The sequence below is a fragment of the Streptomyces sp. L7 genome (genome assembly GCF_050990935.1).
In the GTDB taxonomy this organism is placed as follows: Bacteria; Actinomycetota; Actinomycetes; order Actinomycetales; family Microbacteriaceae; genus Leifsonia.
Map to the genome: position 1 here is coordinate 714542 of NZ_CP194644.1, position 24980 is coordinate 739521.

The 24980-nt window shown below is 72.0% G+C and carries 17 protein-coding genes; 13 read left to right on the forward strand and 4 right to left on the reverse strand.

The genetic code is table 11. The features are described 5' to 3' along the window. Positions 1-3 precede the first annotated feature (3 nt). Positions 4-1461, forward strand: a complete 1458-nt coding sequence (locus ACR5MH_RS03560) for a gamma-aminobutyraldehyde dehydrogenase (protein ID WP_431345992.1) — start codon at positions 4-6, stop codon at positions 1459-1461. 117 nt (positions 1462-1578) lie between these two features. Further along, positions 1579-3096: an APC family permease gene (locus ACR5MH_RS03565; RefSeq protein WP_431345993.1), complete on the forward strand. Its 1518-nt coding sequence runs from the start codon at positions 1579-1581 to the stop codon at positions 3094-3096. A gap of 87 nt (positions 3097-3183) precedes the next feature. Here ACR5MH_RS03565 and ACR5MH_RS03570 read toward each other — a convergent pair whose 3' ends face one another. Genes ACR5MH_RS03570 through ACR5MH_RS03580 form a run of 3 tightly spaced genes read right to left on the reverse strand, consistent with a single transcriptional unit; the run spans position 3184 to position 6937 of the window. Then, positions 3184-4572, reverse strand: a complete 1389-nt coding sequence (locus ACR5MH_RS03570; protein WP_431345994.1) for an aldehyde dehydrogenase family protein — start codon at positions 4570-4572, stop codon at positions 3184-3186. Then, positions 4572-5756: an acyl-CoA dehydrogenase family protein gene (locus ACR5MH_RS03575; RefSeq protein ID WP_431345995.1), complete on the reverse strand. Its 1185-nt coding sequence runs from the start codon at positions 5754-5756 to the stop codon at positions 4572-4574. The genes ACR5MH_RS03570 and ACR5MH_RS03575 overlap by 1 nt, the downstream gene beginning before the upstream one ends. After that, the gene (locus ACR5MH_RS03580; protein WP_431345996.1) at positions 5753-6937 is read right to left on the reverse strand and encodes a CaiB/BaiF CoA transferase family protein; all 1185 of its coding nucleotides are present in this window, start codon (positions 6935-6937) and stop codon (positions 5753-5755) included. The genes ACR5MH_RS03575 and ACR5MH_RS03580 overlap by 4 nt, the downstream gene beginning before the upstream one ends. An 87-nt stretch (positions 6938-7024) precedes the next feature. Between ACR5MH_RS03580 and ACR5MH_RS03585 the strand changes: the two genes are divergently transcribed. The 11 genes from ACR5MH_RS03585 to ACR5MH_RS03635 all read left to right on the forward strand — a co-directional run bounded on the left by ACR5MH_RS03585 (position 7025) and on the right by ACR5MH_RS03635 (position 23539). Then, positions 7025-7810 carry a FadR/GntR family transcriptional regulator gene (locus tag ACR5MH_RS03585; RefSeq protein WP_433862292.1) on the forward strand — a complete coding sequence of 262 codons (786 nt, stop codon included), beginning with the start codon at positions 7025-7027 and terminating at the stop codon, positions 7808-7810. Further along, positions 7803-8522, forward strand: coding sequence for a cache domain-containing protein (locus ACR5MH_RS03590; protein WP_431345997.1), 720 nt, complete (start codon positions 7803-7805; stop codon positions 8520-8522). Before ACR5MH_RS03585 ends, ACR5MH_RS03590 begins: the two co-directional genes overlap by 8 nt. Before the next feature lie 70 nt (positions 8523-8592). Beyond that, complete coding sequence (locus ACR5MH_RS03595) at positions 8593-9861, forward strand: FHA domain-containing protein (protein WP_433862293.1); 1269 nt, start codon at positions 8593-8595, stop codon at positions 9859-9861. After that, positions 9858-10070 carry a hypothetical protein gene (locus ACR5MH_RS03600; protein ID WP_433862294.1) on the forward strand — a complete coding sequence of 71 codons (213 nt, stop codon included), beginning with the start codon at positions 9858-9860 and terminating at the stop codon, positions 10068-10070. Before ACR5MH_RS03595 ends, ACR5MH_RS03600 begins: the two co-directional genes overlap by 4 nt. Further along, positions 10067-10693, forward strand: coding sequence for a PP2C family protein-serine/threonine phosphatase (locus ACR5MH_RS03605; RefSeq protein ID WP_433862295.1), 627 nt, complete (start codon positions 10067-10069; stop codon positions 10691-10693). Before ACR5MH_RS03600 ends, ACR5MH_RS03605 begins: the two co-directional genes overlap by 4 nt. 204 nt (positions 10694-10897) lie before the next feature. After that, the gene (locus tag ACR5MH_RS03610) at positions 10898-12319 is read left to right on the forward strand and encodes a serine/threonine-protein kinase (protein ID WP_433862296.1); all 1422 of its coding nucleotides are present in this window, start codon (positions 10898-10900) and stop codon (positions 12317-12319) included. Then, a complete protein-coding gene (locus ACR5MH_RS03615) occupies positions 12316-18222 on the forward strand; it encodes an Ig-like domain-containing protein (protein ID WP_433862297.1) in 5907 nt (1968 codons plus the stop codon). Before ACR5MH_RS03610 ends, ACR5MH_RS03615 begins: the two co-directional genes overlap by 4 nt. Beyond that, positions 18219-19283, forward strand: coding sequence for an AAA family ATPase (locus ACR5MH_RS03620; protein ID WP_433862298.1), 1065 nt, complete (start codon positions 18219-18221; stop codon positions 19281-19283). The genes ACR5MH_RS03615 and ACR5MH_RS03620 overlap by 4 nt, the downstream gene beginning before the upstream one ends. Further along, a complete protein-coding gene (locus tag ACR5MH_RS03625; RefSeq protein WP_431346003.1) occupies positions 19280-20623 on the forward strand; it encodes a DUF58 domain-containing protein in 1344 nt (447 codons plus the stop codon). The genes ACR5MH_RS03620 and ACR5MH_RS03625 overlap by 4 nt, the downstream gene beginning before the upstream one ends. Next, complete coding sequence (locus ACR5MH_RS03630; RefSeq protein ID WP_431346004.1) at positions 20620-22926, forward strand: transglutaminaseTgpA domain-containing protein; 2307 nt, start codon at positions 20620-20622, stop codon at positions 22924-22926. The genes ACR5MH_RS03625 and ACR5MH_RS03630 overlap by 4 nt, the downstream gene beginning before the upstream one ends. Positions 22927-23350: 424 nt before the next feature. Next, positions 23351-23539 (forward strand): hypothetical protein, encoded by a 189-nt coding sequence (locus ACR5MH_RS03635; protein WP_433862299.1) that lies wholly within the window; start codon positions 23351-23353, stop codon positions 23537-23539. Positions 23540-23584: 45 nt separating this feature from the next. On the opposite strand, the gene ald is transcribed toward ACR5MH_RS03635, so the two are convergent. Beyond that, on the reverse strand, positions 23585-24700 hold the full coding sequence (gene ald, locus ACR5MH_RS03640; protein ID WP_433862300.1) for an alanine dehydrogenase: 1116 nt from the start codon (positions 24698-24700) through the stop codon (positions 23585-23587). Positions 24701-24980 lie beyond the last annotated feature (280 nt).

The window sequence follows — 24980 nt, forward strand, 5'->3', positions numbered from 1 at the left end:
GCCATGAGTTCACCGCTGAGCGCCACAACCACACCCGAACTGCAGAATTTCGTCGCCGGAGCGCGCACCACCGCGCGCGGGAGCGACAGCATCTCCCTGATCGATCCGGCGACCGAGGACGTCTACGCCACCGCGCCCGTCTCGACGGCGGAGGACGTCGCGGACGCCTACCGCGCGGCGGAGGCCGCTTTCGAGGTGTGGGGAAACACGACTCCCGGCGAGCGCCAGCTCGCGCTGTTCCGCATCGCAGACGCGATGGAGGCGCGCGCCGAGGAGTTCGCCGACGCCGAGTCGCAGGACACCGGCAAGCCGCGCGGCACCCTGGTGGAGGACGAGATCCTGCTGTCCGTCGACCAGATCCGCTTCTTCGCCGGAGCCGCCCGCAACCTGGAGGGCCGCTCGGCCGGCGAGTACCTGAAGGATCACACGTCGATGATCCGCCGCGAGCCGATCGGTGTCGTCGGCCAGGTGACGCCGTGGAACTACCCGCTCAACATGGCGGTCTGGAAGTTCGCGCCGGCGCTGGCCGCCGGCAACACCACCGTGCTCAAGCCGTCCGACACCACGCCGCTGTCGACGCTGCTGCTGGCGGAGGTCGCCAGCGAGTTCCTGCCTGCCGGCGTGCTCAACGTGGTCCTCGGCGACCGCAGCACCGGTGCGGCGATGATCGACCACCCGACCCCGCAGCTCGTGTCGATCACCGGCTCGGTGCGGGCAGGCATGGAGGTCGCGCGCGCGGCCTCCTACGACCTCAAGCGCGTGCACCTCGAGCTCGGCGGCAAGGCGCCGGTGATCGTGTTCGACGACGCCGACATCGAGAAGGCGGTCGAGGGGATCGTGGCGGCCGGCTACTTCAACGCCGGCCAGGACTGCACCGCCGCGACGCGCTTGCTGGTGCAGGAGGGCGTGCACGACGAGTTCGTCGCCGCGCTCGCCCAGTACGCCCGCGACAACGCCCGCACCGGTGCGCCGCGCGAGGACGGCATCCTCTACGGTCCGCTCAACAACGCGAACCAGCTCGCCCAGGTGGGCGGCTTCGTCGAGCGGTTGCCCGACCACGCGAACATCGAGCTCGGCGGCCGCCGCCAGGGCGACCGCGGCTACTTCTGGGAGGCCACGATCGTCTCGGGCCTGCGCCAGGACGACGACGCGGTGCAGAACGAGATCTTCGGGCCGGTCCAGACCGTGCAGAAGTTCACCGTCGAGGCGGCGGCGCTGCGCTGGGCGAACGGCGTCCGCTACGGCCTGGCCTCCTCGGTGTGGACGAAGGACCACGGCCGGGCGATGCGCTTCGCGAAGGGCCTCGACTTCGGCTGCGTGTGGATCAACACGCACATCCCGATCGTGGCCGAGATGCCGCACGGCGGGTTCAAGCACTCCGGCTACGGGAAGGACCTGTCGATGTACGGGTTCGAGGACTACACGCGCATCAAGCACGTGATGTCGTACATCGGGGAGTGACCCAGGGGGCGACACGCCGTCCGCGCTCAAACATCCAGTTCTATAGGTATTCGGCCCGCCCTCCGCTACGCTGCCTCCACACACATCGTCGTGTGCGGCTGACCCGGAAGGCATTCGATGTCTGCAGAACCCTCGTCCTCGGCCCATCTCGGAGACGGCGAGCACCTCGCCGTCCTCGGGTACGAGGACTCCTTCAACCGGTCCATGACCCTCTGGGCCAACTTCGCTCTCGGCTTCACGTACCTCTCGCCGCTCGTCGGCGTCTACTCGCTGTTCGCCGTCGCGATGGCGACGGGTGGGCCGCCCTCCATCTGGTGGATCCTGATCGTCGGCGCCGGCCAGTTCCTGGTCTCGCTCGTGTTCGGGGAGGTGGTCTCGCAGTACCCCATCCACGGCGGCATCTACCCGTGGGCGCGGCGGCTGTGGGGCCGGCGGTACGCCTGGATGGCGGCCTGGATCTACATCTGGGCGATGATCGTCACCATCACCGCGGTGGCGTCGTACGGCAGCGGCTTCCTGGCCAGCCTGTTCGGCCTCCCCGCCACCAAGGAGGTCACCTTCGGGCTGACCGTGCTGCTGCTGGTGGTGGCGCTCGCGCTGAACTTCACCGGGACGAAGACGCTGGCGACGGTCGCCCGCATCGGGCTGTCGGCGGAACTGATCGGCGTGATCGCGGTCGGCCTCTACCTGCTGATCTTCCAGCGGAAGCACCCGTTCTCGGTGTTCTTCGACACGATGGGCGTGCAGGGCCACGGGTCGTATCTGATGGCGTTCCTCGGCGCGGCGCTGGCCGGGCTGTTCCTGTTCTACGGCTTCGAGGCGTGCGGCGACGTCGCCGAGGAGGTCGCGAACCCCGCCCGCCGCATCCCGCTCGCCATGATGATGACGATCCTGGTCGGCGGCGTGTCCGCGCTGTTCGCCTTCGGCGGCTACATCCTGGCGGCGCCGGACCTGGCGAAGATCGTGGCGGGCAAGGATGTCGACCCGATCCCGGAGATCCTCCAGTCCGCCCTCGGCGACGTCGGCGCGAAGATCTTCCTGGTCGTCGCGGTCACCGCGTTCCTGTCCTGCGTGCTCAGCCTGCAGGCGGCGGCGAGCCGGCTGCTGTTCTCGTTCGCGCGCGACGGGATGATCCCGGCCCACCGCTGGCTGTCGCGGGTGTCGCCGCGCACCAAAGTGCCGGTGAACGCGCTGATCGTGGCGTGCAGCATCCCGGTGGTGATCAGCCTGATCGTGTACCTCGGCCCGGACGGGCTCATCACGCAGGTGACCGCGTTCGCGGTGCTCGGCATCTATGTCGCGTTCCAGTCCGTGGTACTCGCGTCGCTGCGGCAACGGGTGAAGGGGTGGCGTCCCGCCGGACCGTTCTCGCTGGGGCGTGCCGGGCTCGTCGTCAACATCGCTGCGCTGGCGTACGGGATCTTCGCGATGGTGCTGCTGGCGTGGCCGACGAGCACGGGCAACTGGTTCAACGACTGGATCGTGCTGATCGGCCTCGGGATCGTCGCCGGCGCTGGGCTGCTGTACCTGTTCGTCGCGCGCCCGGACCGCGCCTCCGACGCGCCTGCCGGCGACGCCATCCGCATGGCCGAGCTGCTTCGCGCGCGCCGCACCGCGCCGGCGGCCACCGAATAGCCCCGTCGCACGCCATCGCTTCCTCACTTCCTACCGCGACACGCCGTCGACGAGCGGGAGAAAGTGAGGAAGCGATGGCTGCGTGGGTTAGGACTCGCGGCGGGGGATGGCGAGCGGGTTGCCGTCGCGGAGTTCGGGGGGCAGGACGTCCTGCGGGGCGTCCTGGTAGGCGATCGGCGTCAGCCAGCGGCGGATCGCCGTCGCGCCGACCGAGGTGTGGATGCTCGCCGTGGTCGCGGGCCACGAACCGCCGTGGTGCTGCGCCCAGCCGATCGCGACGCCGGTCGGCCAGCCGTCGAACAGGAGGCGCCCGGCGATCGGAGCCAGCGCGGCGGCGAGGGCGGTGACGTCCTCGTCCGCGCCGCGGTGGATGGTGGCGGTGAGCGACGGACGCAGTGCGGCGAGCACGGCGCCCAGCTCGTCGTCGCGGTAGGAGACCAGGACGGTGACCGGGCCGAAGTGCTCGTCGAGGAACGCGTCCGGAGCGGCGAGGAAGGCGGCGGCGCCCACGAGCGCGACGGCGGGCGTCGAGGTCTCGGCGGTGTCCGGGCCGAGCAGTACGGTCACGTGGTCGTCCGCCCCGAACCGCTCGATCGCCGACGCGTAGGCGGCGCTCATCCCGTCCGTCAACTGCCGCGACACCGGCGCGGCGCCGAGCGCAGCGCTCACTGCCTCGTCCACGCCTTCGCCGGACGGCACGAGCACCAGGCCGGGCTTGGTGCAGTACTGCCCGGCGTCGCGGGTGAAGGAGGCGACGAGCCCGGCGCCGATGCCCGCCGCGCGCTCCCGAGCGGCGGCACGTGTGACGACGACGGGATTGATGCTTCCGAGCTCTCCGTAGAACGGGATCGGATCGGGGCGGGAGGCCGCGAGGTCGAAGAGCGCGCGCCCGCCGCGCTCCGAGCCGGTGAACCCGGCCGCCCGGACTGCGGGGTGCTGCACGAGCGCCACGCCGGTATCCATCCCCTCGACCAGGGCGAACCAGCCCGCCGGCAGGACCGACAGGGCCAGGTCGGCGGTGCGCCGGGACAGCCGCGGGTGTCCGGGATGCCCCTTCACGATCACCGGGCAGCCGGCGGCGAGCGCCGACGCGGTGTCGTTCCCGAGCACCGAGAACGCGAACGGGAAGTTGGACGATGTGTAGACCGCCACCGGCCCGACCGGCCGCAGCATCCGGCGCAGGTCTGGCCGGGGCGGGACGAGCGAGGGGTCGGGGGAGTCGACCGCCGCCTCCAGGTAGCCGCCCTCGCGCGCCACGCCCGCGAAGAAGCGGAGCTGCGCGGCGGTGCGGGTGACCTCGCCGTCGAGGCGGACGCCGGAGAGGTGGGTCTCCTCGGCGGCGAGGGCGACGAGTGCCGCCCGATCGGCCTCGAGCGCGTCGGCGAGGTCGTCGAGCCAGGCCGCGCGCTCCTCGCGGGTGGTGGGGAGCAGAGCCACGTCCGCGGCTGCCGCGGCAGCAGCGCTGAGGTCGCCCATCAGAACGCCCCCAGCCCGGTCAGTGCCCGTCCGAGCACGAGCGTGTGGATCTCGTCCGTGCCCTCGTAGGTGCGCACCGACTCCAGGTTGGCCATGTGCCGCATCACCGGGAACGCATTGGTGATGCCGTCGCCGCCCAGGATCGTGCGGGCCTCACGCGCGATGGCCAGCGCCTCCCGCACGCTGTTCAGCTTGCCGACACTGATCTGCGTCGGGGTCAGCCGGCCGGCTTCCTTCAGCCTGCCGAGGTGCAGGGCGAGCAGGATCCCCTTCTCGTACTCGACCAGCATGTCGGCGAGCTTCTGCTGGATGAGCTGCGTCGCGCCGATCGGCCGGCCGAACACCTCCCGGGTCGTCGCGCGCTCGATGGACACCTCCAGGCAGGCGCGCGCGGCGCCCATCGCGCCCCACACGATCCCGTAGCGGGCCTCGTTGAGGCAGGAGAACGGTCCCGACAGCCCGCGGGCGCCCGGCAGCATCGCCGAGGCGGGGACGCGCACCCCCTCGAGCACGATGTCGCACTGCACCGACGCGCGCATGGAGAGCTTGCCGTCGATCGCCGTCGCAGCGAATCCGGGAGTGGAGGTCGGCACCACGAAGCCGCGCACGCCGTCCTCGGTCGCCGCCCACACCACCGCCACGTCGGCGAGCGCCGCCAGGCCGATCCAGCGCTTGGCGCCGTCGAGCACCCAGTCGTCGCCGTCCCGGCGCGCCGTGGTCGTCATCGCGGCGGGGTCGCTGCCGCCGTGCGGCTCGGTGAGGGCGAAGCAGCCGATGCGCTCGCCGCGGGCCATCGGCGGCAGCCATTCGGCCTTCTGCTCGTCGGAGCCGAATTTCGAGATGGCGCTCATCGCGAGCGAGCCCTGCACCGAGACGAAGGTGCGCCAGCCGCTGTCCGCGGCCTCCAGCTCGTGGCAGACCAGCCCGTAGGCGACCGCGCCCGCTCCCGCGCAGCCGGGGTCCTTCAGGTGCATGCCGAGGAATCCGAGCCCGCCGAGCTCCGCGACGAACTCGCGGCGGAAGTGCTTGTCCTCGAAGTCCTGCTCGATGACGGGCGCGATGCGCTCGACGGCGAAGCGGCGGGCGGAGTCGCGCCAGCGCCGTTCGTCGTCGGTCAGCAGGTGGTCGATGCTGAAGGCCTCGTCCAGTGCGGAGGCGGCGGATCCGGGCGGCTGCGTGGTCATCGGGTGGTCCTTTCGGTGGACGGGCGGACGGCGTCCAGCCACAGGGGTTCGTGCCCGCGGGGTTGGTCGGCGCCGAGCAGTGGCGGCGGGGTGCGGTGCACGGCGGGTGACGTGCTCAGGTGGATGGGGGTGGCCGGTTGGCGCGAGACGCGGCCGGTCGACGGGTCGGCGGTGGTCGTCACCGGGTCGAGCCCGAGGGACTCCGCGAACGCGAACGCCTCGCCCACGCTGTTGACGAGTCCGGCCGGGACGCGCGCCGCGCCGAATGCCGCCACCCATTCGGCGGCGGGGCGCCCGGCGAGCGCGGGCTCCAGCACCGCCCGCAACGCGACGCGGTGGTGCACGCGCTCCTCGTTGGTGGAGAACCGGGCGTCGGCGGCGAGGTCGGGGAGGCCCAGGACGGCGGCGAACGCGGCGAACTGCCGGTCGTTGCCCACCGCGACCACGAGCTCCCGGTCGGCCGCCCGGAACAGCTCGTACGGCGCGATGCTCGGGTGCGCGTTGCCGAGCCGGCCGGGGGAGCGGCCGGTGGCGAGCGTGCTCGACGCCTGGTTGGTGAGGGCGGCGAGCAGCGAGCCGAGCAGGTCGACGTCCACGCGGGAGCCGAGGCCGGTGCGGTCGCGCTCGCGCAGGGCGAGCAGGATCCCGGCGACCGCGTTCTGACCGGTGAGCACGTCCACGAGCGCGACGCCGACCTTGCTGGGCTCGCCGTCCGGCGCCCCCGTGATGCTCATCAGGCCGCCGACCGCCTGCACGAGGAGGTCGTAGCCCGGCAGGCCCGCGCCCTCCGCCCTCCCGAAGCCGGTGATCGAGCAGTAGACCAGGCGGGGGTTGGCGGGGCGGAGGCTGTACTCGTCGAGCCCGAACCGCTCCATCACCCCCGGGCGGAAGTTCTCCACGACGACGTCGGCGGTCTCGGCGAGGCTGTGCGCGGCGGCGAGGCCCTCCGGGGTGGCGAGGTCGCACACCACCGAGCGTTTGTTGCGGTTGACCGCGCCGAAGTACGTGGACTCGCCTGCGTCGTCCACGGGCGGCCGCCACGACCGGGTGTCGTCGCCGGCGGGGCTCTCGATCTTGACCACGTCCGCGCCGAAGTCGGCGAGCGTCATCGTCGCGTAGGGGCCGGCGAGGACCCGGGAGAAGTCGGCGACGCGCAGGCCGGAGAGGATGCCGTCGGCCATGCTCGCTCCTTCGCTCGGACGGCCGCTCACTCGGGTCGTCGTAATTCATCCTATAGCGAATGATTGGATCGGGTTATCGTGGGAGGCGTGACCACCTCTACGCGCGATGCTGCCGCAACGACCCGGCCGGCGCCAGGGGCGCGGGACGCGGTCTTCGCGCAGCTCTCCGACGCCGGCAGGGCCGAGCAGGTGGCCAGGCGCCTCGCGGACGCGATCGTCCTGGGCGTGCTCGCACAGGGGGAGCGGCTGCCCAGCGAGGCTGAACTCGCCCGCCGGTTCGGCGTCGCGCTGGTGACGGCGCGCGAGGGCCTGGGGATGCTGCGCGAGGCGGGGCTGGTCGAGACCCGGCGCGGACGCGACGGCGGCTCCTTCGTCGTCCACCCCGGCGACGGCGACGAGGCGCTGCTCGCGACCCGGCTCCGCGGCCTCTCGCAGGTCGAGCTGAGCGACCTCGCGGTCTACGTGACTGCGATCGCGGCGGGCTGCGCGGACCGCGCCGCCGAACGCTCGACCGCCGCCGACGACGCGCGGCTCGCGGCCTGGCTGGACGCCGCCGACTTCACCGGTCCGGCCTCCGCACGCCGCAATGCCGGCGGCTTCCTGCTGGAGCTCGCCGTGCTCAGCCAGTCGACCCGGCTGGTGCGCGAGCAGATCCGGCTGCAGGCAGAATTCGGCCCGCTGCTCTGGCTCGGGATGCGCGATGCGGAACTGCGCGCCGGAACCGCCGACTCCGCCCGTGTGATCGCGGACGCCGTCGCTGCGGGGGACGGCGGCACGGCCCGCGCCGAGGTCAGCGCGCTGCTGGCGCGCGTCGCACGGTGGCTGCTGTCCGCGAAGGCCCGGATCGAGACGGGAGGGACGATCGATGGCTGACGTCGTCGGGACAGAGACCGGCGCGGGCGTCGCGGCTGCGGCCGAGCGCGTGAGCGCGCTGTTCGCGCGTATCCAGGAATCCCTCGCCGGCTGGCGCGACGCCCTCCGGGGCGAGGAGGGCGCCGACGCGGTCACGGCGCCCGCGGCGATCGACGCCACCGTCGGCGCGCTCGTCATCCCGCTGCTGCGCGAGGACGACCCGCTGCTGGTCGGCGCCGGGTTCATCGCCGCCCCGGAGTTCACCGGCGGCGATGACCTGCACTTCTCCTGGTGGCTCGGCCCGCTGGAGGAGAACCCGGTGTTCGGCTCCACCACCGAGCCGAGCCGGCTCGACCTGGCCTCCCGGTCGTACTCCGACTATCTGCGCGACTTCCGCTCGCTGGAGTGGTACAGCATCCCGCAGTCGACGCACCGCACGCACATCACCGGCCCGTACGTCGACCATCTGTGCGCGTGCGACTACATCGTCACGGTCACCTCGCCTGTCGAGCGGGACGGCCGGATGATCGGCGTCGTGGGCGTCGACGTGTACGTCAAGCGGCTGGAGCGCGAGCTTCTGCCCGCGATGCTCGCCGCGGGCCGCCCGGTCGTGCTGGTCAACGAGGCCGGCCGCGCGATGGTCTCCACCGACCCTGCGGTGCTGGTCGGCGACGTGGTCGACGCGGGCGAGGGCGCCGTGCGCTGCGCCGGCACCCCGTTCCGCCTGGTCTAACATCGGTACGACACGATACGTCCTGCATCGGGGAGCAGCCCCGGTCCATCGTCGACCAGGAGGAACCGCGGTGACTCCCGGCTTCACCCGCTACGCCCCGACCGCCGGCCCGTCGCGCTGGCTGCTGATCGCCGGCCGCCGCTTCGTCGCCTGCGTGGAGAGCACGGTCGCCGACAGCATCGTGGACGCGGTGTGGTGGCTGGCGGAGTCCGACCTCGCCACGATCGAGTCGGTCGTCGGCGCGTTCCCGCTCGCCGCCCCGGACAGCGTCCGCTCGTTCGCGGTGGCCGAACTCGGCGAGCCGAACGACGCGGGCGAGATCGTCGTCACCGCCGTTGTGCGCGGCTCGGCCGCCCTCGACGTCTACTCGGTCGGCGGCGCCAGGCGCTTCGGGTCGGGCGGCGTGCAGCCCTGGGTGCTGGCCGAGTTCCGCAGCGTCACCGGGCTCGCGGTCGGCGGCGACGACCTCCCCACCGGGCCGGCCGCCAGGCTGTCGATCGGCTCCCTGCCGCTCGGCCTCGGCGTGGTGGACGGCGAGCTGCTGACCTGGTCGAGCACCCCGCTGGAGCGCGTCGAGCGCACTGCCGGCCGGGGGGCGGAGCCGGCGGAGGACACCGGCGCCCGGGAGTCCGGGGCCGACTCCGAGCTCGACGAGACCATCATCCGCGCGCGCAACCGCAGCTCCAGCCTGTTCTCGCACGCCGACGGGCCGGACGTCCCGGCGACAGCCGGGCTCGCCGAGTCGCCGGAGGCGGCCCCCGTCGTGCAGCCCGTCCGCGCAGCCCACGAGCTGCCCGGCGCGATCGACATCGAGGAGCCCGGCGCCGCGACCCAGCGGCCGGACCTGCGCGACACGCCCGGAGTCGGCCGGCCGCCGGTTCCCGCCGCGGTCCCGACACCGGCCGGCGGCACGGAGATCCTTCCGCCGCCGCAGCGCTTCGCCGTCCGGGTCGTCCCGGGGGACATCATGGAACTGGATGCGCCGATCGTGATCGGCCGCAGACCCGCGCTGCAGCGGGTGGAGTCGGGCGTCGCGCCGCGCCTCGTCGCGGTGCAGTCGCCCGAACAGGAGGTGTCCTCCACGCACGTGCGCATCGAGCAGTCGGGGGACGCCGTGGTCGTCACCGACCTGCGCTCGACGAACGGCACCGTCGTGCACCGGCCGGGCCGCACCGCCGACCGCCTGCGCCCGGGGGAGTCCACGGTCGTCCTCCCCGGAACGGTTGTGGAGATCGGCGACGGTAATATCATCGAGATCACCGCCGTCCCGGCCGGCGGCACCACGGGGACCCCGCGGCCGCTGCCGGAAGCGGACCGTCGAGAAGAAGGACGCGAGTGACCCAGATCGGTCGCACCAACCGGCGCCACACCGTGGTCGTGCCGGGCGGCGCAGACGCGCGCATCAGCCTGTCCTGGGCGGCGCTGTCCGATACCGGCTACCGCCGCAGCGTCAACGAGGACAGCCTCCTGGCGCGCTCACCGATCTTCGCGGTCGCCGACGGCATGGGGGCCACACCGCCGGCGACTTCGCCAGCACCGCGGTGGTGACCCGGCTGGCCGAGAAGTTGCGCGTCGACTTCGTCACGGAGGGCGCGCTGACCGAGGCGCTGCGCGACGCCGTGGACGACATGGGCCGCGGCGTGGGCCAGACGGACCTCGGCACCGGCACCACCGTGACGGGCATCGCGCTCACGCTGTCGGACGGTTCGCCGTACTGGCTCGTCTTCAACATCGGCGACTCGCGCGTCTACAGCTTCCGCGACGGCACGCTGGAGCAGCTCACCGTCGACCACTCCATCGTGCAGGAGCTGCTCGATGCCGGGGCGATCACGCCGGCGGAGGCGGAGGTCCACCCGCACAGCAACGTGATAACGCGCGCGGTCGGGTTCAACGAGGACCCGGTGCCCGACTACTTCCTGTTCCCGATCGTGGCGGGGTCCCGCCTTCTGGTCTGCTCGGACGGGCTCACCAAGGAGCTCACCGAGCACGGCATCCGCTACTACCTCGGCGAGGGCGCCTCCCCGCTGGACGCCGCGCAGCAGCTCATGGACGCCGCGCTCGGCAACGGCGGCCGCGACAACGTGACCGTGGTCGTGGTCGACGTGCTGGCGACTCCGGAGAGCGGCTCGCACCGCGAGGGGTTCCCGCGCAGGGCGGCCCGACGCCACTGAACCGCGGCACGCGGGCACTGACGAACGGCCCCTCCACGGGGGACAATTCTCACCGATTTGGCCCCCGAGTTGGGGGTAAACGAGATGCCCCCAGTGCGGGTCCGAGCCCCCTGAGGCGCTGCGGCGGCTGCCTACAATTGATGAACGCCTTCGCCCTCGCGAACGCGAACGGCCGATGACGGGAGGAGCTGCTTGGCTCGGCGCTTGCCTTCACAGCCGCCGAACCTCCCTGGCTTCTCGTACGTCAGGGTGCTCGGTTCGGGCGGCTTCGCCGACGTGTTCCTCTATGAGCAGAACATGCCGCGCAGGCAGGTCGCGGTCAAGGTGATGCTGGCCGAAGTGGTCACCAGCCAGGTCAAGCAGATGTTCCAGGCCGAGGCCAACCTGATGGCCCAGCTCAGCACGCACCCGTCCATCCTCACGGTGTACCAGGCGAGCGTCTCCTCCGACGGACGGCCCTACCTCGTGATGGAGCTGTGCTCGTCGGCGATCGGCCAGCGCTACCGCTCCGACCCGCTGCCGGTGCCCGAGGTGCTGAGCATCGGCGTCCGGATCGCGAGCGCGGTCGAGACGGCGCATCGCGCCGGTGTGCTGCACCGCGATATCAAACCGTCCAACATCCTCACCACCGCTTACGGCCACCCGGTGCTCAGCGACTTCGGCATCGCCGCGACGCTCAGCGAGGCCGACGTGACCGAGGCGATCGGGCTCTCCATCCCGTGGTCGGCTCCGGAGGTGCTGGCCGACGAGACCAGCGGCACCGTCGCCAGCGAGGTGTGGTCGCTCGGGGCGACGATCTACTCGCTGCTGGCCGGGCGCTCCCCGTTCGAGCAGCCGGGCAAGGAGAACACCTCCGCCGAGCTGATCCAGCGGATCACCAAGGGGCGCCCGCAGCCGATCGGCCGCCCAGACGTGCCGCCACGGCTCGAGCACATCCTGTTGCGCTCGATGTCGCGGAAGCCCTCGGCGCGCCAGCGCAGCGCGCTGGAACTGATCCGCGAACTGCAGTCGGTGGAGGCCGAGCTCCGGTTGCCGCAGACGCCGATCGAGGTCGCGATGGACGACTGGGCGCTGGCGACGGCGGACGACCCGGAGGAGCGCACGCGCGTCAAGGGCGTCCTCGCGGTCGACCCCGGCGCGTCCCGTCGCCGCCGGCGCCGCGCCGACCCGGCGGCGGTCGGGGCCACCCGGGCGCCCGCCCGCACGATCGTCCGCGAGAGCGCCGGCAGCTCGCCGACCCTCCCGCCCGCGCCGGCCGGCCGCCTCTCCCGTGGGCTCGTCGGCGCCCTGGCCGCGTGTGCGTTCCTCGTGGTCGTGCTCGCCGTCATGGCGACGGTCGTGCTGGTGCGCGCGAGCGCCTCCGGCGACATCCCGACTGTGCGCGACCTGAGCGGCAGGGTCAGCCAGGGCACCATCGTCTTCACCTGGACCGATCCGGGCCTGGAGAGCAGCGACAGTTATCAGGTGACGGTCGACGACCAGCCGCCCAGCAGTCAGCGCGCGACCGAGTTCCGCGTCGACGCGAAGCCCGGCCAGACCGTCTGCGTCACCGTCACGGTGAACCGCGACGGCAAGAACGGCTCGCCGAGCGGGCAGAAGTGCGTCCAGAGGACCGGCTCGCCATGATCCGCGCCTGGCTTCTGGCACACAAGTCGATCGCGGCCACCGCCCTGAGCGGGACCGTGGTCGCGGCGGTCGTCGCGACGCTCGCGGTCGTGTCGGGCGGCTACAGCGCCCAGCACCTGCAGCTCAACGACGCGGCCGTCTGGGTGGCCAGCGACGCCAAGAAGGCGCTCGGTCGCGCGAACACGCAGATCGACTCGCTCAACTCGATCGTGCCGGGCACCGGCGAGGCGCTCGACGTCGTCCAGGATGGCCAGAACGTGCTGCTCCTGGACAAGGAGGCCAACACCGCGGCCGTGGTCGACCCCGCGACCGCGCAGGCGGGCAAGTCGGTGGCGCTGCCGCCGCGGTCGCCGCAGGTCTCCGTCGCGGGGCAGAACGTCGCGATGCTGTCGCAGACCACCGGCCAGCTCTGGCTGTCGTCGGTGGCGCAGCTCGAGCAGTTCAACTCCGGCTCGGCGCCGACGATGGACCTGGGCGGCCGCGCGATCGGCGCGATGGACCCCTCCGGCGTGTTCTTCGCCTACCAGCCGGGCACGCGCAACCTGGTTCGCGTCGACCTCGGCGGCCAGCAGCCCGCCACCTCGTCGGAGAAGGTCCCCTCGCGGGGAGCGGGCGCGCACGTCCAACTCACCTCGGCCGGCGGCCAGTGGGCGCTCTTCGATCCCGACGAGAAGACGCTCTGGGTGTCCGGCCGCACGATCGACCTCGCTGCGGCGCTCGGCGAGGACTCCGATCCGATCCTCCAGGCGCCGTCCTCGGACGGGAGCGCGGTCTGGATCGCGACCTCCAGCGGCCTGATCCGGGTCCCCCTCGACGGCTCGGCGCCCGGCCGTGTCCTCGGCACGGTCTCGGGCGCCCCGGCCGCGCCGGTGATCGTGGGCGGCTGCGCGTACACGGCCTGGAACTCGGGCGCGGCGTGGCACACCTGCTCGACGCCCTCCGCCGGTACGCGCAGCACGCTCAGCCAGATGCCCTCCGGCGCTGTGCTGGCGTTCCGGGTGAACCGCGACCGGGTGGTCCTCAACGACGTCCGGTCCGGCGTCTCGTGGGCCGTGCAGAGCGGGAACACGCGCATCGACAACTGGGACGAGCTGGTCGCCAAGAAGACGACGCAGCAGCTTGTGGACCAGTCCAAGCAGGACACCACGCCGCAGTACGCCAAGCAGGAGCAGCCGCCGGTCGCGGTCGCCGACCAGTTCGGCGCGCGTCCGGGCCGCGTGACGCCGCTGCCGGTGCTGCTCAACGACTACGACCCGAACGGCGACGTGCTCACGATCGACTCGTTCACCGCCATCCCGGCCGGCCAGGGCACGATCGAACTGACGAACTCCGACCAGCTCCTGCAGATCACTCTGCCGGCGACGGCGAGCGGGTCGATCGCCTTCGACTACACGATCTCGGACGGACGCGGCGGCACGGCGACCGCGCATGTCGTCGTGACCGTCCGCCAGCCGCAGGAGAACTCGCCGCCGGTCTGCGTGCGGCCGGCCAAGGCGGTCGTGCAGGCCGGCGGCCGCGTGACCACATCCACGCTCAGCGAGTGCTACGACCCGGACGGCGACCCGTTCTTCCTGGCCGGTGCGTCGGTGCCCGCGCCGGACACGGTCACCTTCACGCCGCAGGGCCAGGTCGCCTACTCCGACCACGGACAGGGCGGCGCCCTCAAGGACGTCGCGCTGACGCTCTCCGACGGCCGCGCGGAGGGGACCGGGCAGCTCGCCGTCACGGTCCAGCCGCCCGGCCAGGTGCCGATCATCGCCGACCCGTTCGCCGTCGTGGCGTACCAGGGCCAGGAGACCACCGTGCGCCCGCTCGACCACGTCCGGGGCGGAAACGGCGTCGTGCGGCTGAGCACGGTGCCATCGAAGGCGGATGCGACGATCACGCCGGACTACCAGGGCGGCACCTTCCGGTTCTCGTCGGACCAGGCCGGCACCCACAACATCGAGTACTCCATCACAGACGGCGTGATCACGGCGACGGGCGTCGTGCGCATCGAGGTGAAGGCGCCGCCCGGCGCGAACACGACGCCGATCGCCGTGCCCCACACCGCCTTCATCCGCGAGCAGTCGACGCAGGACGTGGATGTGCTGTCCACCGACATCGAACCCTCCGGCGGCGTGCTGCTGGTCACCGGGGTGACCGATCCCGCGCCGTCGACCGGCGTCAAGGTGCAGATCCTGCAGCAGCGCACCCTCCGCGTCTCGCTGACCCGGCCGCTCGCGGCGCCGGTCGACTTCCATTACCGGCTGAGCAACGGCCTGGCCGACACGGAGGGGACGGTCACCGTCGTCCAGCTTCCTGCGCTGACCGTGCACCAGCCGCCGATCGCCGTGCCGGACTCCGTGGCGGTGCGCGTGAACGACACGGTCGACATCCCGGTGCTCGCCAACGATGTCCAGCCCGACGGCGACAAGCTGACGCTCGACCCGACGCTCGCCACGCCGCTGCCGGCCGGCGCCGGCCTGCTGTTCGCGACCGGGGACCATCTGCGGTACCTCGCGCCCTCGAAGCCGGGCAACTTCGTCGCTGCCTACCGGGTGTACGGCGCGGACGGGCAGTGGGCCACGGCGGAGGTGAACATCGCGGTGCGCGAGCGCGACCTCGCCACCAACAACCCGCCGGTGCCGAAGACCGTGACCGCCCGCGTGCTGGCCGGCGACACCGTGCGCGTCACCGTCCCGCTCTCCGGCATCGACCCGGACGGCGACTCCGTGCAGTTCATCGGCCAGGAGACCAACCCGCAGAAGGGCGCGGTGATCGCCTCCGGGCCGGACTGGATGGACTTCCAGGCCGGCGCGTACGCCGCCGGCACCGACACGTTCACCTACGCGGTCGTCGATGCGCTCGGCGCCCGCGCGACCGGGACCGTGCGGGTCGGCATCGCGCCCCGCGTCGAGGGTGCGCGCAATCCGGTCGCGGTCGAGGACGACGTCACCACCCGCCCGGGCAAGACGCTCAACGTCCAGGTGCTGGCCAACGACTCCGACCCGGACGGCAGCCCGCTCAGCGTGACCGGGGTCACCTCGCTCGACGGCAAGGCCAGGGCGAAGGTCCAGGGCGACATCGTGGTGGTGACCGCGCCGCAGCAGGAGGGCGCCTACGGCTTCCTTTACACGATCCAGAACGAGCAGGGCGGCACCAGCCAGGCATTCCTGCGGGTCACCGTCGACAAGAACGCCCCGCCGGCCCGACCGGTGGTGACCGACACTGTGCTCGGGCTCTCCGACATCCTCGGCCGGGACACGGTCGACGTGAACGTGCTCTCCAACGTGTTCTTCGCCGACGGGCCGGTCTCAACGCTGAAGCTCTCGGTCGTGTCCGGCTACGGCGGCACGGCGACGATCACAGCGGACAAGCGCATGCACGTGACGATCGCCGCCAAGAGCCAGATCATCCCGTTCAAGGTGGCCAACCCGGAGGACGCGTCCGTCGCCGGCTACGGCTTCGTGCGCGTCCCGGGCTACGACGATGCCCTGCCGCAGCTCAGGCGCGGGGCGCCGAAGCTCACGGTGGTCAGCGAGAAGACGCTCACCATCCACCTGAACGACTACATCGTGGCGATCGGCGGCCGGAAGGTGAAGCTGACCGACGCCGCGACCGTGCGGGCGACCCACGCCAACGGCGACGACCTGGTGGTCGACTCCGAGACCCTCCAGTACACCTCGACCACCCGGTACTTCGGCCCGGCGAGCATCTCCTTCCAGGTGACCGACGGCAACAGCGCGACGGACCCGAACGGCAACGTGGCGACCATCGTGCTGCCGATCGACGTGACGCCGCGCGAGAACCAGCCGCCCGTGTTCACCGGCGCGCTCATCGACTTCGAGCCCGGCCAGTCCAAGACGGTGGATCTGACCAAGCTGACGAGCTACCCGTACGCGAAGGACCAGAACGAGCTCCAGTTCTCGATCCAGAACCCGCGACCCGAGGGCGTCTCGCTGTCGCTGTCGGGCCAGAAGCTGACCATCTCGGTGGGCGCCGACGTGCAGAAGGGCAGCATGCCGTCGATCTCGATCGGGGTCAAGGACGCGGTCAACGCCGGTCAGGCCGGACGGATCGACCTCAACGTCGTACCGTCGACGCGCCCGCTGGCCAGCCCGCAGCCGGACCGCGTGATCGCACCACGCGGGCAGACGACGACGGTGGACGTCCTCGCGAACGACGCAGCCACCAATCCGTTCCCGGGAAAGCCGCTGCGCGTACTCGCCGTGCGCGGACTGGGCGGGGCCCTCCCCGACGGGGTCTCCATCACGCCGAGTTCGGACAACTCCGTGCTGCAGGTCACGGTGTCCAGCACGGCCGCGCCGCAGGACACCACCCTGCAGTACGAGGTCGCCGACGCCACGAACGACCCGGACCGCTATACGTGGGGGACGGTCACCATCTCGGTGCAGGACCGCCCGGCGCCGGTCTCCAACGTGCAGGTCGGGGCGATCGGCGACCGCAGCCTGACGCTGAGCTGGACGCCCGGCGCGTTCAACAACTCGCCGATCACGGGCTTCCAGGTCACCATGACGAGCGCGGCGACGGGAGCGGTCCTCGGCACCACGCAGTGCACGACCACCGTGTGCGCGATCACCACCCCCGGCAACGGACCTCAGAACGCCGTCGTGCTCGCGGTGCAGGCCCGCAATGCGCTCGGCCTGTCCGACCCGACGGACTACGTCGAGCCGGTCTGGTCGGATGTCATCCCGAACGCCCCGGCCAACGTCGGCTCCACCCCGCTGAACAACGGGCTCCGGATCACCTGGAACCGCCCGGCCGACGCCCCGGGGGCGAGCCCGATCACGTCGTACCTCGTCACCGTGGGCGGGATCACCAACACCGTGCAGGTCGGGCCGGCCGACACCGGCAGCTACGCTCTGAACGTCACGGACCCGGGGATCGCGAACGGCGCGGCGATCGGGTTCACGGTGGCGAGCCGGAACGCCTTCTATCAGGCCAGGGCGACCTGGAACCAGACCTCCGGGAGCGGGGTGCCCGCCGGTGCGCCGGTGCTGACCGGGACGGCCCCGAGCGCGGCGCCGAACACCGCCGACGGATCGAGCGCCACGCTGTCGTGGCCGAGCGTGTTCGGCGCCAACGGCAAGGCGATCACCGACTACTACGCCGGAGTCTTCCAGGGGACGGCGGAGCCCGGCTGCACCGTCACCGGCGTGGAGACCGGCAACCCGGTGCTGCACGTCGATCCCACGTCGAGCACGTTCATCCACACGCAGGGCGGCAGCGCGACCTTCACCGGGCTGCAGGCCAACCAGACCTACAACTTCGTCGTCTACGCCTACAACGGTCAGGGCTGCACGCCGAGCGCCGTCGTCTCGGCGACGCAGCGCCAGCAGCCGGGATCGGTGCGGGACGTCACGATCAGCGGCCCCACGCCGAGCACGGCGACCACGTGGGACTACCAGGCCTCGGTCGACTACCAGACGGGCAGCGGCTCCAGCCCGGTCATCGGCTACCAGCTCCTCAGCGGCGGGGCGGTGGTCGACAGCGGGCAGCTCAGCGGCACGAGCGGCACCGTCGCGGGTGCTCTCGGCCCGCACTACGGGATGCCGCTCACCCTGAGCATCACCCAGATCTGCGAGACCTACCCCGACGGCACCCAGCTCTGCACGCAGCAGAACTTCACCAAGCCCCTGGGGGTCGCGGTCAGCACCGCGATCGGCGGAGCGCGGTTCGACCAGACGACCGGCACGTTCTCCTGGACGACCTGGCCGACCGGCGCCGGCTACACGCGCGTGACGTACAGCTGCGGCGGCCCCGAGGTCGACATGCCGCCCGTCGGCCAGACCGCGGTCTGCGTCGCACCGGTGGGGACGGCCAACCCGACGCTCACGGTGAAGGTGTACGCCAACGGCGACACGTACAGCACCCCCTACCCAGCCTCAGGCATGCCATGAGCGACGCCAGGCATACTGAGGTCGGCGCGCGCACAGGCGCCGCGCTGCTCACGCCCACCCAGATCGAGCACGACCAGAGAGGCTCCAGCATGACGATGACCCCCGAGCAGGCCGGCTGGTTCTCGGGCGTGTTCGACCGCCTCGTGCAGAACATCGACCGCGTGCTCCTCGGCAAGTCGCACGTCATCCGCCTCGCCCTGGTCGCGCTGCTGAGCGAGGGGCACCTGCTGCTGGAGGACTTCCCCGGCACCGGCAAGACCTCGCTCGCCCGTGCGATGGCCGAGAGCGTGCGAGGCACGACCAACCGCGTCCAGTTCACCCCCGACCTGCTGCCCGGCGACATCACCGGCGTCAACATCTACGACCAGCGCACCGGCACGTTCGAGTTCCACCGCGGACCGGTGTTCGCCAACATCGTGCTGGCCGACGAGATCAACCGCGCCTCGCCGAAGACCCAGTCGGCGCTCCTGGAGGTCATGGAGGAGCAGCAGGTCACCGTCGACGGCGTCCGCCACACGGTCGGCGAGCCGTTCATGGTCATCGCGACGCAGAACCCGATCGAGCAGGCCGGCACCTACCGGCTGCCGGAGGCTCAGCTCGACCGCTTCCTGATGAAGGCGTCGATCGGCTACCCGGACCACGAGGCCACCCTCCGCATCCTGGAGGGTGCGGAACGGCGGGCGCACGAGATCGTCGTGCCCGAGGTCATCTCCGCCGAGACCGTCACCGAGATGGCGGACCTGGCGCGCGGCGTGCACGTCGACCCGACCATCAACGACTACGTCTCCCGGCTGGTCGACGCCAGCCGGTCGGCGGACGAGATCCGGCTCGGCGTCAGCGTCCGCGGCGCGCTCGCGCTCGTCCGCGCCGCCAAGACGCTCGCCGCGGCGTCCGGTCGCTACTACGTGACCCCGGACGACGTGAAGGCCCTGGCCGAGCCTGTGCTCGCGCACCGCCTGGTGCTCGACCCGGAGGCCGAGTTCGAGGGTGTCACCGCGTCCAGCGTCGTCGGCCAGCTCCTCATCGAGGTGCCGCCGCCCAGCGATCGGGCCGCCGTGTGACCAGCACCGTCACCCGCACCCAGGTCGAGCTCACCAACGCGCGAGCCCGCATCGTCGGCGAGCGCGACGGCGTGCTCGCCGACGCCATCGTGTGGGTGGTCCGCACCGGCTCCGTCGTCGGCCGGGCCGTCGCGTCGGTGGCGCGGGCGCTCGGCGCGGTGATCACCCCGCTCGGCTGGTCGATGTTCGTCGTGACGACCCTCGCGCTGGTGGCCGGCTACGTCCTCGGCTGGCGGGAGGCGGTGGTCGCGGGCTGGATGGCCGCCGCGCTCGTGCTGCTGGCGTCGCTCTACCTGGTGGGCAGGATCGCGTACGACGTCGGGCTGACCCTCCCGACGAACCGTGTCGTCGTCGGCGACCGGGCGCCGGGGGAGGTCACGGTCCGCAACCCGGCGCGGCGGCGGCTGCCCGGTGTGCGCGTGGAGGTCCCGGTCGGGACGGGGCTCGCCGAGTTCGCCGCGCCGGCGCTCGCCAGCGGCGAGGAGCACTCCGACGTCTTCGTGGTGCCGACCAGCCGCCGAGGGATCGTGCCCATCGGTCCCGTCCGCACCGTGCGCGCCGACCCGATCGGGCTGCTGCGCCGCGAGATGGTGTGGGCGGAGTCGCTCGACCTGTTCGTGCACCCGCGCACCATCGCCATCCCGAGCATGAGCACGGGTTTCGTCCGCGACCTCGAGGGCGCCCCGACCCGCGACCTGACCCAGTCCGACGTCGCGTTCCACGCGCTGCGCGAGTACATGCCGGGCGACGAGCGGCGCAACATCCACTGGAAGAGCACGGCCAAGACCGGCAGCTACATGGTGCGGCAGTTCGAGGAGACCCGGCGCAGCCACCTCCTCGTGGCGTTGAGCCTGTCGGAGGCCGACTACGCCACCGAGGAGGAGTTCGAGCTGGCGGTCAGTGCCACCGGGTCGCTCGGCGTGCGCGCGATGCTCGACTCCCGCACCGTCTCCGTGGTCGCAAGCGCTGAGACGCCCGACTTCGCCAAGCGGGTGCTGTTCAGCGCCCGGCGGTTGAGCACCGTCGGCCGCGGCCGACTGCTCGACGACCTCGCCGGCGTGGAGACGGCGGAGGCCGCCCTGCGGCTGCCCGAGCTCGCCCAGGTGGCCAGCGAGGACGCCGCAGGCATCTCGATCGCCTTCCTGCTCTGCGGCTCGACGGTCACGGCCACCCAGCTCCGCTCGGCGGCGGCGCACTTCCCGCTGGGCGTCGACGTGGTCGCGATCGTGTGCGACGAGGGCGCCGTGCCGAGTCTGCGGCGCGTGGCGGATCTCAGCGTGCTGACCATCGGCTACCTGGAAGACCTCCAGCGCAGCCTCGCGAAACGGCTCGCGACGTGATCGGCCGGCTGCCCTGGCGCTCCGCCGCCCTCGACACCGCGTTCGCGCTGGCAGCGGTGGCGCTGGCCGCGTGGTCGTTCTGGCCGGTGTACCAGTCCGCGGCTTTCGTCACGATGCTCGTGGCGACGCTGGTGCTCGGCGCCGCCGTCGGCGTGCTGGGCGCGACGTTCCGCTGGCCCAGCATCGTCGTGGCCGGGGTCGTGGTCCTCGTCTACCTGGCGACCGGGGTGCAGCTCGCCGTGCCGAGCCTGGCCACCGGCGGCCTGCTCCCGAGCGGCACCGGCTTCCTGGGCCTGGTGCAGGGGACCTGGCTGTCCTGGAAGCAGCTCGTCACGATCTCCGTGCCCGTCGGGTCGTACGAGGCCCTGCTCGTGCCCGCGTTCATCCTCGTGCTGCTGGCCGCGGTGATCACGACGAGCATCGCGCTGCGGTCGACGATTCCCGAGCTCGCCGGCATCCCGCCCGTCCTCGTGCTGATCGCCGGGATCGCGTTCGGCTCGTCCGTGACCCCCGCGCCGCCCTGGCTGGTGCTCGCCCTGTTCGCGCTCCTGCTGGTCTGGAACATCCGGCTGCGGCTGCGCAGGCGGACGGCCGCGGTGCGCACGCTGCGCGAGCAGAGCGGGCTCACCGTCGAGACCCGGCGCGAGCGCGGCTCGACCGTGATGCTGACGGCGTCGGGCGCGGCCGTGATGCTCGCCGTCGCCGCGGCGGTCGGCATCGGTGCGACGGCGCTCGTGCCTCCGGCGAACGACCGCCAGGTGGTGCGGACGGCGGTCGAGCAGCCCTTCGACCCGCGTGCCTACCCGAGCCCGCTGACCGGGTTCCGGTCGTACTTCGAGCCGCCCGCCGCGTCCCAGCCCATGCTGAGCGTGTCCGGCCTGCCCGCGGACGGGCGCGTCCGGATCGCGACGCTCGACACCTACGACGGCGTCGCCTACTCGGTCGGCACCGACGCGGTCTCCAGCGCCTCCGGAGCGTTCGTGCGGTTGCCGTACCGGCTCGACCAGGGCGGAACCAAGGGCGACCCGACCGAGCTCACGGTGACCGTGCGCGGCTACCGCGGGCCGTGGGTGCCCGGCTCCGGCCAGCTCGAGCAGATCCAGTTCTACGGCCCGCATGCCGCGAACCTGTCCAGCGCGTACTTCTACAACGACGTCACCGGCACCGGCGCCGTGATGGCCTCCCTCCACGACGGCGACACCTACGTCGCCGACTCGGTCACGCCGCCGAAGCTGAGCGCGGCGCAGCTCGCGAAGGTGGAGCCGGGCTCGGACTCGGTGCCCCGCCCCACCGTCGTCCCCGACGAGCTGCAGTCCACCCTGCAGAAGTACACCGCGGGCGTCACCGGCGCCGGGCCGAAGCTCGCCGCCGCGCTGAAGGGCCTGCAGACCGACGGCTACCTGTCCCACGGCGTCGGCCGGAACGAACCGGCGAGTCGTTCGGGCCACGGCGCGGACCGGATCACCGAGCTGCTGACCGACGTTCCGATGCTGGGGGACCAGGAGCAGTACGCCGTCACGGCCGCGCTCATGGCCCGCCAGCTCGGCTTTCCCGCCCGCGTGGTGATGGGCTTCGTCGCGCCCGCCGACTCCCGAGGCGCTGTCACTCTGCTCGGCTCGGACGCGTCGGCCTGGATCGAGGTCCAGACCACGACCGGCTGGGTCACCGTCGACCCGACGCCGCCCGTGCGCGCCGTCCCGCCGAAGCAGCCCCAGCAGCCGACCGAGATCTCCCGTCCGCAGACGAACGTGCAGCCTCCGCTCGACGACACGCCCCAGCAGAACGAGGAGCCGCCGAACGCGCAGGTCGACAGCACCAACCCGCCTGCGCCCAACCCCCTGCTGGAGGCGCTGTTGGCGATCCTGACCGTCGTCGGCTGGACACTGCTCGTCGTCGTGCTGCTCGCGGCGCCGTTCCTCGCCGTCCTCGCGGCCAAGTGGCGCAGACGGTCGCTGCGGAGGTCGGCGCCCACCGCCGCAGAACGCATCGTCGGCGGCTGGCGCGAGTTCGCCGACGCCGCCGTCGACCACGGCTACGACCGGCCGCCGGCCGCCACGCGCCTGGAGTTCGCCACCACCATCGGGGGCACCCGCGCAGCGGCGCTCGCCCAGGTCGCCGACCGTGCGGTGTTCAGCCCGCTGGCGCCGAGCCGGGAGGAGGCCGACTCGGTCTGGAAGGCGGTGGACGACCTCCGAAGCCAGCTCGATCGGCGCGACACGCGGTACAAGCGGTGGCTCGCGGCGGTCTCGCTGCGCTCGCTCGGATACCGTGGGAGGACGGGAGAGAGGACGAGCAGGCGATGAAGTGCCGGGTGTGCGGAGCGGAGCTCACGGAAGGGACGCTGTTCTGCGGCAACTGCGGGAGTTCGGTGACGGCCACGCGCGTGCGGCCCCCTGAGATGGCCGACTCCCGGCCCTCGGACACCTCGATCGTCCGGCCGCTCGCCAAACCGCCCGTCGCGCGGTCGAAGCCCGCCGTGGCCGGGCGGTTCCCCGGCGATGTCGAGCTCGACGAGGACGGCCTGCCGCCGACCGAGGCGATCGACGTCGTGTCGCTCGACAGCGCCCCTCCCGCGCCTCCGGCCGCGCGCGTGCGCGTCTACCGGCTGAACTTCTCGACCGGGGAGTCGGTGGAGGTGCGCGGCAGCGGACTCGTCGGCCGCCGGCCGATCACGCAGCCGGGGAGCACGTCGACCAGCTCGTCGCGATCTCCGACCCGGCCCGGAGCGTGTCCAAGACCCACCTGGAGTTCGGGCTGGAGGGCGATGACCTCTGGATCTGCGACCGCTACTCCGGCAACGGCACCGTGGCGCGTCCGCTCGGCGGGACCGCACGGCAGTGCGAGGCCGGTCGCCGCTACCGGGTCGAGCGGGGCACCCGCGTCGACATCGGCGACCAATGGTTCGACGTGAGTTGAGCTTCGATGTGGGCTGAGCGGCGGACCGCTCAGCCCACATCCGGGTCAGACCAGCGCGTCCGCGAGCGGCGCGTCCACGATCCCGTGCGCCTCGGCGACACCGGCGTTGGTGACGTGGCCGTCGTGCACGTTGAGGCCGAGCGCCAGCGACGCGTCGGCGCGCAGAGCCGCCTGCCAGCCGTGGTTCGCGATGGCGCGCGCGTACGGCAGCGTGGCGTTGGTGAGCGCGTAGGTGGAGGTGTGCGGGACGGCGCCCGGCATGTTCGCCACGCAGTAGAACAGCGACTGGTGCACCGTGAAGGTGGGGTCGGCGTGCGTGGTCGGGTGCGAGTCGGCGAAGCAGCCGCCCTGGTCGACCGCGATGTCCACGAGCACGCTGCCCGGCTTCATCCGGGAGACCAGCTCGTTGCCGACCAGCTTGGGCGCCTTCGCGCCGGGGACGAGCACCGAGCCGATGACGAGGTCGGAGGCCACGACGGCCTTGTCGATCTCGAAGCTGTTCGACGCGATGGTCTTGATGCGACCGGAGTACAAGGCGTCCAGCTCACGGAGGCGGGCGATGTTGGTGTCCAGCACGGTGACCTCCGCGCCGAGGCCCACCGCGACTGAGGTGGCGTTCGTGCCGGCGACACCGCCGCCGAGCACCGTGACGACCGCGGGGTGGGTGCCGGGGACGCCGGGCACCAGCAGGCCGGGGCCGCCGTTCGGCTTGAGCATGGTGTTGGCGCCGACGATCGGGGCGAGCCGCCCGGCGACCTCGCTCATCGGGGCGAGCAGCGGCAGTGCCCGGTTCGGGAGCTGGACCGTCTCGTACGCGATGGCGGTCACGCGGGCGTCGACCAGAGCGCGGGTGAGCGCCTCGTCCGCCGCGAGGTGCAGGTAGGTGAACAGCACCAGGCCCTCGCGGAAGTAACCGTACTCGGAGGCGATGGGCTCCTTCACCTTCAGGATGAGATCACCCGCCGCCCACGTCGCGGCCGCGTCGGGGAGGATCGTCGCCCCCGCGCCGCTGTACAGCTCGTCGGGGATCGAGGAGCCGACCCCGGCTCCGGTCTCGACGTACACCTCGTGGCCGGCTCCGACCAGGTCGTGCACGCCTGCGGGCGTAATCGCCACGCGGAATTCGTTGTTCTTGATCTCGCGGGGGATCGCGACCTTCATGGGGCTCCTCAGCTCCTCACACTTCGACGTGATGGTTCGACTTCACCTTAGCCGCCTTCACGGAGGATTTCGATAGCGATTCGATGAGCAACGTGCTGATTCCGTAAAATCGGCCTCCGATCGGGGCGGATTTCGTCAGTTCGTCTCGGCGCGCATTCGTGCGCCGCACGCTGTGTGCGGTTTCGCCCGTCTTTCGGACGAAACGGAACGGATTTCGTGACGATCATGTTTCCAAATGGATGATTCGCACGCTGAAGGGTGCGGATCGCACCGGTCCTAT

Excerpts from the sequence above, each read along its gene's own strand:
- ACR5MH_RS03575 (WP_431345995.1), bottom strand. The coding sequence starts at position 5,756 with ATGACCACGCAGCCGCCCGGATCCGCCGCCTCCGCACTGGACGAGGCC.
- ACR5MH_RS03565 (WP_431345993.1), top strand. The coding sequence starts at position 1,579 with ATGTCTGCAGAACCCTCGTCCTCGGCCCATCTCGGAGACGGCGAGCAC.
- ACR5MH_RS03590 (WP_431345997.1), top strand. The coding sequence starts at position 7,803 with ATGGCTGACGTCGTCGGGACAGAGACCGGCGCGGGCGTCGCGGCTGCG.
- ACR5MH_RS03560 (WP_431345992.1), top strand. The coding sequence starts at position 4 with ATGAGTTCACCGCTGAGCGCCACAACCACACCCGAACTGCAGAATTTC.
- ACR5MH_RS03615 (WP_433862297.1), top strand. The coding sequence starts at position 12,316 with ATGATCCGCGCCTGGCTTCTGGCACACAAGTCGATCGCGGCCACCGCC.
- ACR5MH_RS03580 (WP_431345996.1), bottom strand. The coding sequence starts at position 6,937 with ATGGCCGACGGCATCCTCTCCGGCCTGCGCGTCGCCGACTTCTCCCGG.
- ACR5MH_RS03620 (WP_433862298.1), top strand. The coding sequence starts at position 18,219 with ATGAGCGACGCCAGGCATACTGAGGTCGGCGCGCGCACAGGCGCCGCG.
- ald (WP_433862300.1), bottom strand. The coding sequence starts at position 24,700 with ATGAAGGTCGCGATCCCCCGCGAGATCAAGAACAACGAATTCCGCGTG.
- ACR5MH_RS03570 (WP_431345994.1), bottom strand. The coding sequence starts at position 4,572 with ATGGGCGACCTCAGCGCTGCTGCCGCGGCAGCCGCGGACGTGGCTCTG.